Below are 14,365 nucleotides of genomic sequence, written 5' to 3'. Positions count from 1 at the left end.
GTGCGACCCGGAAGAGCGGATAAGGGGATAGCTGCCTAGGCGGTCCTGCGGCGGTAGGTGTTCATGGCGAAGGCGAACGCGACGATGAGGATGCCGACGCACCAGGCGAGGGCGATCCAGATGTCGGTGCCGACCGGCTGCTGGGTGAACAGGTTGCGGATCGCGTTGACGATGGAGGTCACCGGCTGGTGCTCGGCGAAGGCGCGCACCGGGCCGGGCATGGTGTGGGTGGGCACGAACGCCGAGCTGAGGAACGGCAGGAAGATGAGCGGGTAGGAGAACGCGCTCGCGCCGTCCACGGACTTCGCGGACAGACCGGGGATGACGGCCAGCCACGTCAACGCCAGGGTGAACAGGATCAAGATGCCGGCCACCGCGAGCCACGCTGGCACTCCCGCCGCCGAGCGAAAGCCCATCAGCAGGGCGACGAGCACGACGACCACGAGCGAGATCGAATTGGCGACCAGCGAGGTCAGCACGTGCGCCCACAGCACGGACGAGCGTGCGGTCGGCATGGACTGGAAGCGCTCGAAGATGCCGCTCTTCATGTCGGTGAAGAGCCGGAATGCGGTGTAGGCGATGCCCGAGGCAACGGTGATGAGCAGGATGCCGGGCAGCAGGTAGTTCACATACGACTCCGACCCTGTGTCGATCGCGCCGCCGAACACGTAGACGAACATCAGCATCATGGCGATCGGCATGATCGCGGTGGTGATGATGGTGTCCGGGCTGCGCGCGATGTGGCGCAGGGATCGTCCCAGCAGGACGGCGGTGTCGCCGAAGAAATGCCTGGTCATCGTGGTTCCTTACGCGTTCGTACCGACGTTGCGGTCATGGCCGTTCTTGCCGTTGTCACCGACGAGCGCGAGGAAGACGTCCTCGAGAGTCGGCTGCTTCTCCACGTATTCGACCTTGGCCGGCGGGAGCAGCCGCTTGAGCTCGGCCAGGGTGCCGTTGACGATGATCCGGCCCTGGTGCAGGATCGCGATCCGGTCGGCGAGGTGTTCGGCCTCGTCCAGATACTGCGTCGTGAGCAGCACCGTCGTACCGTGGTGGGCGAGTTCCTTGACGGCCTGCCACACCTCGATGCGCGCCTGGGGGTCCAGCCCGGTGGTCGGTTCGTCGAGGAAGATGACCGGCGGATTGCCGATGAGGCTCATCGCGATGTCGAGGCGGCGGCGCATGCCACCCGAATACGTCGACACCCTCCGCGCGCCCGCATCCGTCAGCGAAAAGCGCTTCAGCAGGTCATCGGCGATCTTGCCCGGATCCTTGAGGTGCCGTAACCGGGCCACCAGCACCAGGTTCTCCCGCCCGCTGAGGATCTCGTCGACGGCGGCGAACTGTCCCGTGAGGCTGATGGACTCCCGCACGTCCGCCGGTCGCGTGGCGACGTCGAAGCCGTTGACACCGGCCGTGCCCGCGTCGGCCTTGAGCAGCGTGGACAGGATTTTCACGACCGTGGTCTTGCCTGCCCCGTTGGAGCCGAGCAGGGCGAAGATGCTGCCCCCCGCCACGGTGAAGTCCACGCCGCGCAGTACCCGCAGCTCCTTGTACGACTTCTCCAGACCCTGCACGTGGATCACAGGCCCTCGGACCTTATTGGCTGTCATTCAGATATCCGTTCTCTGTTCGGTCACGGCTTGTCGCCCGTGGCGCGATCGATGGTGTTGGTCAGCCGTTCTCGCTCGCGGCCGATCCACTGACCCGGCGGATGGTTCGCCAGGAATGCCGCGGCGAACTCCACCCAGTCCTGCCCGGCGACTTCGCGGCTGGGAGTTCCGTCCACCGCGCTCTGCTCGACCAGGTCGGCGAGATCTTCCGGCATCGCCGGCAGGCTGTCCGCCTAGTCCGGCGGCCTGGGGGATTGCGGGTACCGCCGCAGCGCATTGATCGCTGTGCGAGAGGTGGCGGGAAGCCGCTGCGTGCGCGCCTTGCATGGCCGATGGCGCCGCTGTCCTCAATCGGCGCGGTGAGTGTCTCCAGGGCTACTGGTAGCGCCGCTTCGGCTCGCTCGCTCGGCTGATTACGTAGGTGAGTAGCGACAGTGTTCGTCGATGAGTTCGGACAGCGCCGAGGTCTTCGCCTCGCGATGTTGGGGTGCCGGCCGGCGTTCCTACGACCTGCTCAGCCCGTCGACCTCAAGCGGGGTTGTTCAGCGAGGGTTCCCCCCGCGGTCGAGGATGTCATCTATCCTGCGGTGCCCGGCGGCTACGAGGCTCTGGTGACGCTGCTGCACGAGTACAGGCCAAGGGATCTTCATACCGGCGGCACAGGCAGCGCGTGTTCAAGGCCTCCTGCACCAACCACTACCGCACGGGCTTGATTTGGAGTTCGGGTCGACCAACACCGTGCATGCGCCGATGATGCGGGCGCCGGCGCTGATCAAGAGATATAAGGCCGGGTCGACGGGTGCTACTTCTCGGCCGTGCCGGGTTTTCCGCTGATGGATTCCTGATGGATGTCCGCGTAGGTGCGCGAGTCCTTGACCAGGTCGTCGCAGAAGGCGGCGACGTCGGTGCCGATGAGTTCCAGGACTCCCTTGTCGGCCGCGACGCCCTCCTCGAAGAAATCGATGATCCCTGAGAGCAGGGGCCCGTCATGCAAGTCGACGGGTCCAATCTTGAAGAAGTACCTCTGAATCTCCTTGTAGACGATCTGATAGTCCGGCGGGAGCGCCTTGACCCGCGCCATGTGCGCCCGCCACTGCTTCTTGCCCTCGATGATGTCGTGGATGCCCATGTCAGCCTCCTAGCCGGCCCAGTTTCCTTGCGACGTTTCTGTTCAACTGCTCGCGCCACCGGTCGCGAAAGTTCCGAGCTCCTTCTCCGCCGGCCAGCGCCGCGCAGAAGCCCTTGATGTCGTCACCCAGCACCTCGTGAATGCTCCGCCCATCGGCCGCTGTCTCTTCGAGCAGCCCCAGAGCACCGTCGAGAATCGGCATCAGGTTTCGACCTGTGAAGTCCGAGTAGAGAAAAAGATGGCCCTTGATCTCTTCCCACGCCGCCCGGTAGTCGGCCGGCAATGCCTCGGCCCGGACTTCGAACGCCTTCCATTCCCTGTTGATATCGCTGCCTGTCATGGTCTCCCAGAAGTTCATCTCCCGCCCTCCTTGAGCTTGTCGATCCGTGATTTGATGTATTCCCATTTCGCCCAGAACGTCGCGAGTTCTTCGCGCCCCGCGTCGTTGAGCGCATAGAACTTGCGCGGCGGGCCCTGTCCGGACGGTCGTTTCGTCGCCTGGACGAGCCCGTTCTTCTCCAGCCGCAGCAGGATGGTGTAAACCGTCCCCTCGACGACGTCGGCGAAGCCGAGTTCGTTCAGCCGGCGCGTGATGGCGTACCCGTAGGTCTCCTCGCTGCCGATGATTTCAAGCACGCAGCCCTCAAGCGTGCCCTTCAGCATCTCCGTCAGGTCGTCCATCGTGGGTCCTCTTCGATCTCTTGGTACCTTGTACTACCGAATACTACTACACGGTACCACCGAGTAGTGAACGGTGCCAAGCGAGCGGCGAGCACAGATCACGGAAGCGATTCGAATCATCGGCGCCGCACTCGGTGCGCGGCCCGCGGTCGTCCTTGGCGCCATCGGGAGCCCGCCGACATCGGCTACGCGGCGCGCACGGCGGCGCAGACCGCGTTCGAACGCCATCTCGCGCGCGGGGACGACCCGGAGCCGTACCGGCTCACGGACGACTACCCGAACGCGATCGGGAGTACTCGGGCACGCTGACGGATGGGGACATCCCCGCCTACGAGCGCGACCTCAGTGTCGCGGCGCGGGTGTGACCCGGAAGAGGCGGGCGGCGTTGTCGTGGCAGACCGCGCGCAGCCAGCCGTCCCCGAGGCCGAGCCGGGCGAGGCCCTCCAGCGCCTCCGCGTACGGATAGGGGATGTTCGGGAAGTCGCTGCCGAACAGGATCCGGTCCTCCAGGTCGAGCAGCCGGGGAAGCTCGCTCCGGGGGAAGGGCGTGGCCTCCTCGGTGAAGTCGGTGAACGCCATCGTCGTGTCCAGGTGGACGTACGGGTACCGGGCGGCCAGGTCGAGGAAGCCGGAGTACTCCGGCAGGCCCATGTGCGCGACGATCAGCCGCAGCCGGGGGTGGCGGGCGAGCACGGCGCCGATCGGCCCCGGCCCGGTGTGCCGTCCCGGCGCCGGACCCGAGCCGCAGTGCGCCACGACGGGGACGCCCGCCTCCGCGAGCAGGCCCCACACGCCGTCCAGCAGCGGGTCGGCGGGATCGTAGGCGCCCACCTGGAGGTGCGCCTTGAACACCCGCGCGCCCGCCTCGATCGCCTCGGCGACGTACCGCGTGACGCCGGGCTCGGGGAAGAAGGTCGCGGTGTGCAGGCAGCCGGGGGTGCGTTCGGCGAAGTCGGCGGCCCAGCCGTTCAGCCAGGTCGCCATGTCCGGCTTGTGGGGATAGAGCATCGAAGTGAAGGTCAGGACGCCGAAGGACCGCAGCCGCGTGACACGGTCCTCCTCCTCAAGGCGATAGGCGATCGGCCAGGGTCGCGCGGTCAGCGGGCCCACGGCGTCGAAGTACGCCCAGACCTTCGCCAGCACCCGCTCCGGCATGAAATGCGTGTGCACGTCGATCAGCCCGGGAAGGCCGAGGCCCCGCCAGAAGGCGGTCACCCGGCGGATCTCCTCCGCACTCGAATCGGTCATAGCGCTTTACGGTAGCTCGAACCGTGGTTGCCCATTAAGCGACGTTCGCCGCCGGCCGCTCCCGCAGACGCGGGTGCCGGTTTCCAATGCCGCAATTGCGGGCGTTCTGGTGGTTTGTCCGGCTAGTCCGGGATTTCGGGTGACTGGTACGATCTTTGCCCTTTGAAACCTACAACGGTTAACGGGGCACAAGTAATGAGCGAGCCCAGTTATCACCAGGGGTATCAGCCCGGACCGTCTCAGTGGCAGGGGCCGCCACCGGGGCAGCCGCAGGCTTTCCCACCGGGCGAGTGGCAGGGCGGGCCGCCGGCGCCGCCGTACGGGCATCCGCACGCGCCGCCGTACGGGCCCACCTCGGCACCACCGCCGGGGCCGCACCAGGGCCCTCCTCCCGACGTCTCGCAGGGCTCTCCCCTCGGCTTTCCGCAGGGACCTCCGCCCGACGTCTCGCAGGGGCCTCTTCCCGGCCCGCCCGTCGGCCCGCCGCAGGGTCCTCCCGCGGGACCTTTCGGAGCGCAGTGGCAGCAGCCCTGGCAGGGCGCTCCCACGCCGCCACCCCCGCCCCCTTCCAAGCGAGGGCCGGGGCTGTGGGTGGTCCTCGGTGTGCTGTCCCTCGTCCTGGTCGTCGGGGGCGGCGCGGGCGTCGGCTTCATCCTGCGGGACAAAAGCGACGAGCAGGCCCAGGAGCAGGGGAAGGGGAAGGGCGCGACCGACCCCTCCACGATCATCGTCACGGACGAGGAGATCACCGCGCTGCTCGATCAGCACAGCAAGGCGCTCACCGCCGGCGACGCGGCCGCGTTCACCTCGATCTTCGACAAGAAGAACGCCGCCCTGGTCCGCAACCAGACGCGCGTCCTCGCCAACCTGCGCAAGGTGCCCTTCAGCGAGATGTCCTACAAGGCGCTGCGCCGTGACGGCCGCGCCGAGGACAGCTTCGGGCGTGGGGTGAAGTTCACCCAGGACGTCGCATTCGTCCACCGCTTCGCCGGGATCGACCTGCGTCCGGTCTCGGAGTGGTACCGCTGGACGATCGAGAAGGCCTCGGCCGACGCGCCCCTGGTCGTCACCAAGGTGACCGGGGCCTCGCCCCCGACGACGTCGAGCAGCGGGACGTCCAAGACGGTGTACTACCCGGGGCCGTGGGACATCTGGCCGGACATCACCGTGGTGAAGGCGGGCGGCAACGTGGTTCTCGCGCAGCCGCAGGACGCCGCTCTGGCCCAGCGCGTCGCCCCGGCCGTGGCCGGTGCCGCCACGGCGAACCTCGCGTACTGGAAGCGCAACGGGGCCCCCGACGCCCAGGTGCCCGCCGGGTTCGTGGTCGCGCTGGTGAAGGGCAAGGCACAGCTCGGCAACCTGTTCCGCAAGACGAAGGCGAACGAGGCGGGCGTCTCCATCGGCATGCCGACCTGGCAATCGCTGAGAGACACCGTGAAGATCGGCGGCACCCGTGTCGTCATGGACACGACGTCAACGTTCTTCACGGACGCGAAGGGCATCTCCGAGATCAGCAAGCACGAGCTGGCGCACTCGCTGATCGCCGGCCTGGACAGTGCCGAGTTCTCCCTGTTCGGCAAGGCGAACTGGATCATCGAAGGCTTCGCCGAGTACGTCGCGAATCGGGACAGACCGATCGGACAGAACGCGCGCCTGGCGGAGGGGCGGGCCTACGTGGCGGGGCAGCTCGGCCAGCCCTTCGGCGGCAGGCTGCCGGACAACCTCGTCTGGGACGCCAAGGGCATGACGAGCGTCAACTACCTGATGGGACACCTCGCCATGCGGTACATCGCCGAGCGGTACGGCGACCAGAAGCTGGTCGCGGGCGTGGTCGCCGCCTACCGGGCGAACGGTGACGACAGCGAGGCGGCGCTGTTCAAGGAGCTGGGCGTGAGCAAGACGGACTTCGAGCAGCAGTGGGCGGCCTACGTTCGCCGTGTGCTCGCATGATCGGGGAGCGAAGATGACGGAGCAGCACACCGGGGACCCCTACGGCGACAGGCCGGCGCCCTCGCCCTGGGGGCCGCAGTATCAGTCTCAGCCCGGCCAGCCGATGGACCCGAGCTATCAGTCGCAGCCCTCCGCGGGGATGTGGCCGAACCCGCCTGCCGGAGATCCGCAGTCGCCGTACGGGCAGCAGATCCCGCAGGGGCACCCTCAGTTTCCGCCTCCGCCGGGCCAACCGGTGGATCCGCGCTACCAGCAGCAGCCCATGCAGCCACCCCCGCCCGGCTATTCTCCGCAGCCGCCGCAGGGGTACGCACAGGCGCCGCAGGGGTATGCGCAGGCGCCGTACCAGTCGCAGGTGTCGGCGCCCTACCCCCAGCAGATGCCGCCCGAATATGCGCAGCCCCCGTACGCCCAGCAAGGGCCGCCCGAATATGCGCAACCTCAGTACGCCCAGCAGGGACCGCCCGGCTATCCGCAGCAAGCGGGCCCGGAGGGGCCGGCCAAGAAGAAGGGCAAGACGACGCTGCTCGTCGCGCTCGGCCTGGTGGTGCTGCTGGCGGCCGGCGGCGGTACCGCGTGGTTCGTGGCCAGGGGAGGTCCGGGAGGAGGCGGCGGCGCCTCCGCCGGAGGCACGGCCTGGGACGTGCCGCTGCCCAACGCCGGAAGCGGGGACTTCACCTCGGGCTACGCCTACGGAACCTGGATGACCGACACCGCCGTCATCCGGGCCCAGCGGGACGGCGTGCTCGCGTACGACCTGAAGTCGGGCGCGCGAGCCTGGGGCATCCCCTCGCCGGGTGAGGAGCTGTGCGGCGCGACCCCCGAGCTGAAGGACGGCAAGGGCGCCGTCGCCTACGGCGCTTCCGGACTGTGCGACCACCTGACCGGTCTGGACACCGCCACGGGCAAGCTCACCTGGAAGATCAAGATCCCCGCGGAGAAGTCCAAGCTCGCCAACGCGCGCACCGTCCCGCGGATCATGAGCGCGGGCGGCATGGCCATCCTGTACGTGGACCGTGCACTGTACGGCTACCGCCTCTCCGACGGACATGGGGTGTGGGGCCTGAAGTCGGACGCGACGTGCAGCGTCAAGGACGTCAACGCGAACGGAAACAGCGTGGCCGTCCTGCTGACGTGCTACAACAGCAGTTCGAGCACCAACGTCGCGGTGCTCGATGCCGCCACCGGCAAGCTCGTACGGAAGCACGAGATCGGCGATGTGGGCCTGATGGGCGCCGTGCTGTCGGCGGAGCCGACGATCATCGGGCGCGAGGAGAGCGACGGAAACGTGTTCGCCGTGCTTGACAGCAAGCCCGAGAAGTCGGTCGAGATCAAGGCCGGCAAGGTGGACATGCTCGCCATGAACAGGGTCGCCTACATCGACGGCGCCCTCGAACAGCGCAGGTACGCCGTGCACGGCAACCGGCTCTATCTCGCCACCTTCGCCGAGAACGTGCCGGGGAAGATGCGCTCGGAGGACAAGGCGCTGGCCTTCGACCTCACCACCGGAAAGCAGCTGTGGCAGTCGTCGGGCACGCACGACACCAGGCTCACCTACGTACGGGCCGACGACCGGGGCCTGCTCGCGCTGGAGGCGGGCGACCGTCGCGATCTCGCCCCACGCCTGGTCCGCCTCGACGCCGCCACCGGCGCCGCCACGTCGGTCGCCGAGCTGCCGCAGAAGTACGGCACGGACGGTGAGGGGGCGCGGGTGTTCGAGCGGAACGGCACGGTCGTCATCGTGCCGTGGACGTCCGTCGCCACGAAGTTCTCGGTCATCTGCGTCGACACCAAGGAGGATTGATGCCGCGCCGGGCCCCGCGCGAGGGGAGATCGAGACGGTGATCGGCGCCGGTTCCCGGCGGCACGACACCGGGGAGAGCTCTCCGGCCCGCCCGCGCACCGCGATCGCGTGTGGCCGGCCACCATCCACGCCACGCAGTGGTGGTGGCGGCGCGGGTCATGGCTCGGGGTCGAGCCGGGCGAGGAGCGCGGTGAGAGTCGCGCCCAGTGGGGCGTCGAAGGTCAGGAGGGCGTCGGTGTCGCCCCGGGTGGGCCCCCGATTGATGATCACGATGGGGATGTCCCGCCCGGCGGCGTGCCGTACGAACCGGTAGCCCGACATCACGGTCAGCGACGAGCCGAGAACCAGCACCATGCCGGCGCGCTCGACCAGCCGATAGCAGTCGTCGACCCGCGTGCGGGGCACGTTCTCGCCGAAGAAGATCACGTCCGGCTTGAGCACGCCGCCGCAGCCGGGGCAGTCCACGACCTGGAAGGCGTCGATCCGGTCGTCGGCGAGCACGGCGTCGCCGTCCGGGTTGATCGCGCCGACCTCGGCGTGCCAGTCGGGGTTGGCCGCACGCAGGCGGTCGTCCAGCGCCTGGCGCGGGGTGCGCGCGCCGCACCCGAGGCAGCGCACCCGATCGAGGCTGCCATGCAGTTCGATCACGTCCCGGGCGCCGGAGGACTGGTGCAGGCCGTCCACGTTCTGGGTGATGACGCCGGCGAGCAATCCGCGGCGCTGGAGGCCGGTCACCGCCCGATGGCCCGTGTTGGGGGCGGCGCGGGCGATGTGCCGCCAGCCGAGGTGGCTGCGCGCCCAATATCGCCGACGCGCGGCGGCGCTGCCGACGAAGGTCTGGTAGGTCATGGGGTCAGCCCGCCGCCTGCGACCGCTTTCGCCGCGATAGTCGGGGATGCCGGACTCGGTGGAGAGACCGGCGCCGCTCAGGACCACCGCGTCGCCGTCCGCGACAAGGTCGGCCAGCAGGCGGAAGTGCGTGGCGGTGACCGCGTCCGTCTCGTCGGACCACGTTCCGGATGGGCCGAGCAGTGTCCCGGACATACCACCCGATTCTGCGCCTACCACCCGAGTCATTCCTCTATGGTGCCGGACTTCCTCTGATGCCGTACGGCCGAGGTGGTGAAGGTCATCGGCGTGCCGCGTCGCCGCACCGGTGTGCGGTCTCGGCGCGCGCCCGGGGTCAGATCCGGTCGCCGGGGGAGAGGCGGGCGTGCGCCTCCCGGGCGCGGCGCTCGGCGGTCGCCGCGCTGTAGCGCTGGACCATCGCCAGGGAGTTCCACCCGCCCACGCGCATCAGGTCGATCGGGTCCCCTCCGGCGTCGAGGAACGACTCCGCCATGGTGGTCCGGAACCGGTGGGTATGGACGCCGGAAATGTCCGCCTGCTTGGCCCGGCGCTTGAGCATCTGCAGGATGCCCGTCGTCGTCAGCCGCCGATCACCCCCGGCCGCCGTACGGCCGCGCTCGGGCAGCCACAGCCACGGGCTGCCCGCGTGGGCGTGCCGGGCGCGGGCGCGGATGTAGCGGTCGATCGAGGCGGCCGTCTTGCGGCCGATGGGCGCCATCCGCATCCGGTCTTCCTTGAGCCGGATCCGCAGCGCGTGCTGGCTCAGGAACACGTCGGTGAGCTCGTCGTCCTCGGGGTGGTAGCGCAGCCCGGCCAGGCTCGATCCGCGTACGCCGTTGTCCAGCAGGACCCGCATGATCGCGGTGTCGCGGCGGTCGATGAAGGTGGTGCCCGAGCAGGTCATGAGCATCAGCTTCAGCTCGTGCTCGCGGAGGGGCTCGGCGGGTCGCGTCACGACCTCGGGCGGTGCGACGCCGACCATCGGAGAGACCCCGTCCAGCTCCTCTTCGGCGATCAGCCAGTTGAACAGAACCCGCAGGTTGCGGAAGTGCTTGTGCGCGTCCCCGGGGCTGTGTGCGGTGAGATCCCCGCACCCGCAGGGGCGTGTGCGCTCGCCGTCGGTCCAGCAGCCGTACAGACGCGCGGCGAGGAAGGCGCGCAGGTGCTCGGCCCGGATCTTGAAGATCTGCTGGGGCATGTCATGCTTAGCGAGGTACTCGGTGAGCAGCCGTGCCGAGTGGAGGTAACTGGTGATCGTTCCAGCGGCGAGCTCCTCGCTTTCGAGCGCCAGCTTCCATGAAGGCATGAGGTCGCAGAGGAGTGGGGATCTACCCATCGGGGTTGCTCCAAATCCGATGCTGTTTCATCGGTGTGCGGCTATGCTACCTTATGCCATGGTCACCAAAAGTGCTGGTCAATCCCATTAATCCAGCGCCCTTAGCTCAGCCGGATAGAGCATCGGACTTCTAATCCGACGGTCGGGGGTTCGAATCCCTCAGGGCGCGCTCTCCAGACCAGGCCACATCTCCTGTGACCTGGTCTTTTGCTTTGGTGCAGCATGTGCCGCCCATGCAGCCGTAGGCCACCGAGAGCCACCGTTTGTCGCTGATCGCGGGATATCCGCGGGATGGAATTGCTGACGTTTCCGCAGGTCGAGGGACGGTTTCCAGATGTCTGCGGGATGAACCCAAGGTACGACGAAGGGTCCCGGAGTGATCCGAGACCCTTCGTTTTCTCGTGCTTGCATTGGATCATGCGACGAGAGCATCCATGATCCGTTGGTTGGCCACATCGCGTTGCCCGTCGATGCACTTGGCGTAGACCCTGAGCATGACGTCGATTCCGTGACCGGCCCGTTCCGCGGCTTCTGGGGCGTGGACCCCGGCGTTCAGCCAGAGCGAGACGGCCGCGTGCCGCAGGTCGTACGGCCTACCCGCCAGGGGAGAGGCGACCTGGTCGGGTGCGAACGCGTAGGTTCGAGCTTCCTTCCAGATCTTCGCGTAAGCCGAGCCGGAGATCACGCCGCCCGTCCGCGTGCGGAACAGCCGCCCATCGTCGCCGACGCCGTGCCGGTCGAGGTGGTCGCGGAGGATGCCCACCAGTTCCGGAGGAATGGGCACCGGCCGTGTGATCTTCTCGTCTCGGTGTTTCAGGCCGCGCTCGTCATGTCCCTTGCCGGAGTCGGTGAACCGCTTGTTGCTCTGCGGTGCGGTCTTTTCCAGGGTGAGCAGACCCCAGCCGTCTTTGGGAAGGTGGCAGTCCTTTTCGCGGAGTCCGGCCGCCTCAGCAGGTCGAAGGCCGCCGAAGTACATGCAAGCGAATATGGCTGCCAGCATCGGCCCGCGCGACCGCCCGCAGTAGGTGACGGCGACGAGGAGTTCCCGAGCCTGGGCCGGGTTCACCACGACGCGCCGGTCTATCTCGCCGGTGCTCTTGGTTCTACGGAGCTTCACCCGGTCGAGGGGATTTGCCGAAAGCTCTTCCAGCTCTACCGCGTACTCCAGCGCGTGATGGAACACGGCCTTCTTGCGCCGGAAGGTGGAAGCCGCAGCCGCTTTGCCGTCGAGGAGGAGCGCGAGGGCTTCCAGCGCCGCCCGCGTGTGCTTGGCGTCTTCCAGGTCCTTGATAGGGAGTGACGCGGCTTCGAGCCAGCGCAGCGCGCCCGCGATCTCCGGAGTCTGCGGGGGCCGGCGATCGGCCGGGACGAACGCGAACTCACGCAATGCCCGCCGCAGGGTCTCGTCATCCGGTCGGCCCGGCCGATCGGTGGTGAGTATGGGGGTGACGTTGGACAGCGCGTCTGTCAGCCTTCGCGGGTCTTGGCCGCGGAGTGAGGCCAGCGGGTCTCTACGTAGGCCACGGCGAAGGCGTACCAGGTGCGTGCGTTCTTCGCCTTGAGCATGGATTCCGGGAGCCCGGTCTCCATGTCGAACGTTTCGCCACGCTTGGCGGCCTGCCGAAGGTCGGAAAGCCAATTGTCCGCGAGTGCCTTGGTTCCGAAGCTCTTGGACTTCTCCCGGCCGCCGACCTTCCAGCGGACCTCATAGGACGGCTTCTTGCTCGACTTGTTCCGGCGCGTCTCCCAGAACTTCACGCTGTACGACGTGATCACGCCGCCTCCCTAAGAGTCTCAAGCCATGCGGTGAATTCGCTGCGATAGATCCGGAGCTCGCCGTTGGGGAGCTTGAAGCCCTCCGGGGCCTTGCCGATCTCCCTCCACCGGTAGAAGGTCCGGCGGGAGACGCCCCCGAGTTCGTCGAGGATCTGGGGGACCGTCATCAGTTCGTCGCTCTTCCTCATGCCGCCCTCCCTTCTGTTGCCGAAAGATCTTGTCCGCCTGCTTCGGCCTGGAGCTGGGCCATGTGATTGCGCCATCGCTGGCGTTCGTGGATCGAGCGCAGGAGCCGGACGCCGATGGGGTCGAGGCCGGGGTCACCGGGCTTGACCGGCCGCCAGACGTAGCGGTGCGCGTCTATGGGCTCGTCTGGGAGGCCGAGGGCTTCCAGCACCCAGGTACGGCGGTCCTGCTTGTGCTCGGTGAGGGTCTTGTTCGACCACTTCCGGGAGACGAGCACCCGGCGGCCCGCGTAGCCGAGGTGTTCGGGCTTGTGCGCCTTGCCCCGGCACCGGCCGGGGATCATGCCCGGCTTGGCGCCCTTGGGCTGAACGCCGTACCGGAGCCAGTTCGGGCAGGTCGGCGAGCACGGCTCGTAGCGGAGGGCGTTGCCAAGGCGTTCCGCGTGCTCCCGTTGCGCGGAGTCGTCCGGGTCGATCGCGTCCCCGATGGACTTGGTCAGGTACTTCGACAGGTAGCGGATGCAGGTGTCCGCGTCGGTGGTTCCGGCGAGGACGCCTTGGACGTCGAGCTGAGGGCCGAAGGTCAGCACATGCAGCGGTTCGGCCTCGTCGTCCTGGTCGAGCTGGTCGAGGGCGAGCAACACCCGGAGCCGATGCCCGGGCTGCTCGCGATGCTGGCGCAGATCGATGACCCTCGTGACCCGCGCGGTGTACGACACCCCTTGCCCGCCATCTTGGCTGTTGCGGCGATCACCACCCTGGCCGGAGCAAGGAACCACAGGGAGATGGGCGATCACGCAGCCGACTTGCCGCAAGATCTGCTGTGGCTGGCCGGAGCCCGCTACTGCCCGAGCCGGCGCCGTTACCTCGCGCCCAGCAGCAGCACCCTGTACCGCATCCTTCTTGACATCGACGCCGCTGAACTGGACCTCCACGTCGGCACCTGGCTCCGCGCGCACACCACCGGCGACACCAGCACATGGGCGGTCGCCATTGACGGGAAAGTCCTGCGCGGCTCCTGGAACCAGGACGGGAAACTCACCCTGTTCTCCGCGATGCTGCACGAACACGGCACCGTGCTCGGCCAGGTCCGCGTCCCCACCGGCACCAACGAGATCACCCAGGTCGATGCCCTGCTGGACCCGATGGATCTGCAAGGAGCATTGATCACCGCAGACGCCGCACACACCCGCGACGACACCGCCCGCTACATCGTCGAAGCCAAGAAGGCCGACTACCTTCTCACGATCAAGGGCAACCGGCCGAACCTGCTCAAAGCGGCCATCGCCGCATGTACACGGATGCTCACCAGCGGACCGCCCCAGCACGTCACCACGACGCGCGGGCACGGGCGGATCAACCGGTGGAGCACCTGGGTCACCGACGCCACCTCGGTGAACGGTCTCGACCTGCCTTTCGCCAACCAACTCGGCTGCATCCGCCGCGACGTTCTCGCTCTGGATGGCCAGCCGTTGACCAAAGAGTTCGCGATCGTCGTCACCAGCCGCGCCGCTGACCGACTGGACGCGGTCGGGCTCGACCGGTACACCCGCGGCCACTGGGGCGTGGAGAACCTCGAGCACCGCTGCCGCGACACCGTCTGGGACGAAGACGCCCGTCAGGCCTACACGGGGAACGGCCCGCAGGTCATGGCCACCCTACGCAATCTCGCGTTGAGCCTGATCCGCCGTACCGGTGTCACCGAGATCACCCGTACCGTGCAATCCATCGGCCGCGATCCCATGCGGGCCCTTCGCTTGATCGCTACGTAACGTTACAGCTCGCGATCACGCG

16 protein-coding genes and 1 tRNA gene are annotated in these 14,365 nt (G+C 67.9%); 4 read left to right on the top strand and 13 right to left on the bottom strand.

Going from position 1 to position 14,365, the window contains the following annotated elements; genetic code table 11:
* Window positions 1-35 precede the first annotated feature (35 nt).
* From AWQ71_RS39245 to AWQ71_RS39215, 7 genes are all read right to left on the bottom strand, one after another.
* Window positions 36-797 carry an ABC transporter permease gene (locus AWQ71_RS39245; protein ID WP_067144180.1) on the bottom strand — a complete coding sequence of 254 codons (762 nt, stop codon included), beginning with the start codon at window positions 795-797 and terminating at the stop codon, window positions 36-38.
* Between the two features lie 9 nt (window positions 798-806).
* Window positions 807-1,586 carry an ABC transporter ATP-binding protein gene (locus AWQ71_RS39240; RefSeq protein ID WP_281196543.1) on the bottom strand — a complete coding sequence of 260 codons (780 nt, stop codon included), beginning with the start codon at window positions 1,584-1,586 and terminating at the stop codon, window positions 807-809.
* Window positions 1,587-1,636: 50 nt separating this feature from the next.
* On the bottom strand, window positions 1,637-1,828 hold the full coding sequence (locus AWQ71_RS39235; protein WP_245658971.1) for a DUF1048 domain-containing protein: 192 nt from the start codon (window positions 1,826-1,828) through the stop codon (window positions 1,637-1,639).
* A gap of 587 nt (window positions 1,829-2,415) precedes the next feature.
* Complete coding sequence (locus AWQ71_RS39230) at window positions 2,416-2,742, bottom strand: DUF1048 domain-containing protein (RefSeq protein WP_067144176.1); 327 nt, start codon at window positions 2,740-2,742, stop codon at window positions 2,416-2,418.
* A gap of 1 nt (window position 2,743) precedes the next feature.
* A complete protein-coding gene (locus tag AWQ71_RS39225; protein ID WP_067144173.1) occupies window positions 2,744-3,100 on the bottom strand; it encodes a DUF1048 domain-containing protein in 357 nt (118 codons plus the stop codon).
* Window positions 3,097-3,423 carry a PadR family transcriptional regulator gene (locus AWQ71_RS39220; protein ID WP_067144171.1) on the bottom strand — a complete coding sequence of 109 codons (327 nt, stop codon included), beginning with the start codon at window positions 3,421-3,423 and terminating at the stop codon, window positions 3,097-3,099. The genes AWQ71_RS39225 and AWQ71_RS39220 overlap by 4 nt, the downstream gene beginning before the upstream one ends.
* A gap of 342 nt (window positions 3,424-3,765) precedes the next feature.
* Window positions 3,766-4,671 (bottom strand): amidohydrolase family protein, encoded by a 906-nt coding sequence (locus AWQ71_RS39215; RefSeq protein WP_067144169.1) that lies wholly within the window; start codon window positions 4,669-4,671, stop codon window positions 3,766-3,768.
* Window positions 4,672-5,274: 603 nt separating this feature from the next.
* Between AWQ71_RS39215 and AWQ71_RS39210 the strand changes: the two genes are divergently transcribed.
* On the top strand, window positions 5,275-6,621 hold the full coding sequence (locus AWQ71_RS39210; protein ID WP_157570876.1) for a hypothetical protein: 1,347 nt from the start codon (window positions 5,275-5,277) through the stop codon (window positions 6,619-6,621).
* Window positions 6,622-6,634: 13 nt separating this feature from the next.
* The gene (locus tag AWQ71_RS39205; RefSeq protein ID WP_157570875.1) at window positions 6,635-8,425 is read left to right on the top strand and encodes an outer membrane protein assembly factor BamB family protein; all 1,791 of its coding nucleotides are present in this window, start codon (window positions 6,635-6,637) and stop codon (window positions 8,423-8,425) included.
* 156 nt (window positions 8,426-8,581) lie between these two features.
* Here AWQ71_RS39205 and AWQ71_RS39200 read toward each other — a convergent pair whose 3' ends face one another.
* Both AWQ71_RS39200 and AWQ71_RS39195 read right to left on the bottom strand, forming a co-directional pair.
* Window positions 8,582-9,469, bottom strand: a complete 888-nt coding sequence (locus AWQ71_RS39200; protein WP_084259812.1) for an NAD-dependent protein deacetylase — start codon at window positions 9,467-9,469, stop codon at window positions 8,582-8,584.
* A gap of 139 nt (window positions 9,470-9,608) precedes the next feature.
* On the bottom strand, window positions 9,609-10,580 hold the full coding sequence (locus AWQ71_RS39195; protein ID WP_169806740.1) for a tyrosine-type recombinase/integrase: 972 nt from the start codon (window positions 10,578-10,580) through the stop codon (window positions 9,609-9,611).
* 125 nt (window positions 10,581-10,705) lie between these two features.
* Here AWQ71_RS39195 and AWQ71_RS39190 point away from each other — a divergent pair.
* A tRNA-Arg gene (locus tag AWQ71_RS39190) sits at window positions 10,706-10,779 on the top strand.
* A gap of 246 nt (window positions 10,780-11,025) precedes the next feature.
* On the opposite strand, the gene AWQ71_RS39185 is transcribed toward AWQ71_RS39190, so the two are convergent.
* The 4 genes from AWQ71_RS39185 to AWQ71_RS39175 all read right to left on the bottom strand — a co-directional run bounded on the left by AWQ71_RS39185 (window position 11,026) and on the right by AWQ71_RS39175 (window position 13,212).
* The gene (locus AWQ71_RS39185; RefSeq protein WP_245658970.1) at window positions 11,026-11,997 is read right to left on the bottom strand and encodes a tyrosine-type recombinase/integrase; all 972 of its coding nucleotides are present in this window, start codon (window positions 11,995-11,997) and stop codon (window positions 11,026-11,028) included.
* An 80-nt stretch (window positions 11,998-12,077) separates the two neighbouring features.
* Complete coding sequence (locus AWQ71_RS44225) at window positions 12,078-12,386, bottom strand: hypothetical protein (RefSeq protein ID WP_245658968.1); 309 nt, start codon at window positions 12,384-12,386, stop codon at window positions 12,078-12,080.
* Window positions 12,383-12,574, bottom strand: coding sequence for a helix-turn-helix transcriptional regulator (locus AWQ71_RS39180; RefSeq protein ID WP_067144161.1), 192 nt, complete (start codon window positions 12,572-12,574; stop codon window positions 12,383-12,385). The genes AWQ71_RS44225 and AWQ71_RS39180 overlap by 4 nt, the downstream gene beginning before the upstream one ends.
* Window positions 12,571-13,212 carry a replication initiator gene (locus tag AWQ71_RS39175; RefSeq protein WP_369407243.1) on the bottom strand — a complete coding sequence of 214 codons (642 nt, stop codon included), beginning with the start codon at window positions 13,210-13,212 and terminating at the stop codon, window positions 12,571-12,573. Before AWQ71_RS39175 ends, AWQ71_RS39180 begins: the two co-directional genes overlap by 4 nt.
* Between AWQ71_RS39175 and AWQ71_RS39170 the strand changes: the two genes are divergently transcribed.
* Window positions 13,162-14,343, top strand: coding sequence for an ISAs1 family transposase (locus AWQ71_RS39170; RefSeq protein ID WP_157570874.1), 1,182 nt, complete (start codon window positions 13,162-13,164; stop codon window positions 14,341-14,343). The genes AWQ71_RS39175 and AWQ71_RS39170 overlap by 51 nt on opposite strands.
* The last annotated feature ends 22 nt before the right edge of the window (window positions 14,344-14,365 follow it).

The organism is Microtetraspora malaysiensis (assembly GCF_001528665.1).
Lineage (GTDB): Bacteria > Actinomycetota > Actinomycetes > Streptosporangiales > Streptosporangiaceae > Microtetraspora_A > Microtetraspora_A malaysiensis.
This window is presented reverse-complemented; position numbering and strand designations above follow the sequence as displayed.

Excerpts from the sequence above, each read along its gene's own strand:
- AWQ71_RS39205 (WP_157570875.1), top strand. The coding sequence starts at position 6,635 with ATGACGGAGCAGCACACCGGGGACCCCTACGGCGACAGGCCGGCGCCC.
- AWQ71_RS39220 (WP_067144171.1), bottom strand. The coding sequence starts at position 3,423 with ATGGACGACCTGACGGAGATGCTGAAGGGCACGCTTGAGGGCTGCGTG.
- AWQ71_RS39180 (WP_067144161.1), bottom strand. The coding sequence starts at position 12,574 with ATGAGGAAGAGCGACGAACTGATGACGGTCCCCCAGATCCTCGACGAA.
- AWQ71_RS39230 (WP_067144176.1), bottom strand. The coding sequence starts at position 2,742 with ATGGGCATCCACGACATCATCGAGGGCAAGAAGCAGTGGCGGGCGCAC.
- AWQ71_RS39170 (WP_157570874.1), top strand. The coding sequence starts at position 13,162 with ATGCAGCGGTTCGGCCTCGTCGTCCTGGTCGAGCTGGTCGAGGGCGAG.
- AWQ71_RS39200 (WP_084259812.1), bottom strand. The coding sequence starts at position 9,469 with ATGTCCGGGACACTGCTCGGCCCATCCGGAACGTGGTCCGACGAGACG.
- AWQ71_RS39235 (WP_245658971.1), bottom strand. The coding sequence starts at position 1,828 with ATGCCGGAAGATCTCGCCGACCTGGTCGAGCAGAGCGCGGTGGACGGA.
- AWQ71_RS39225 (WP_067144173.1), bottom strand. The coding sequence starts at position 3,100 with ATGAACTTCTGGGAGACCATGACAGGCAGCGATATCAACAGGGAATGG.
- AWQ71_RS39195 (WP_169806740.1), bottom strand. The coding sequence starts at position 10,580 with ATGCCTTCATGGAAGCTGGCGCTCGAAAGCGAGGAGCTCGCCGCTGGA.
- AWQ71_RS39215 (WP_067144169.1), bottom strand. The coding sequence starts at position 4,671 with ATGACCGATTCGAGTGCGGAGGAGATCCGCCGGGTGACCGCCTTCTGG.
- AWQ71_RS39245 (WP_067144180.1), bottom strand. The coding sequence starts at position 797 with ATGACCAGGCATTTCTTCGGCGACACCGCCGTCCTGCTGGGACGATCC.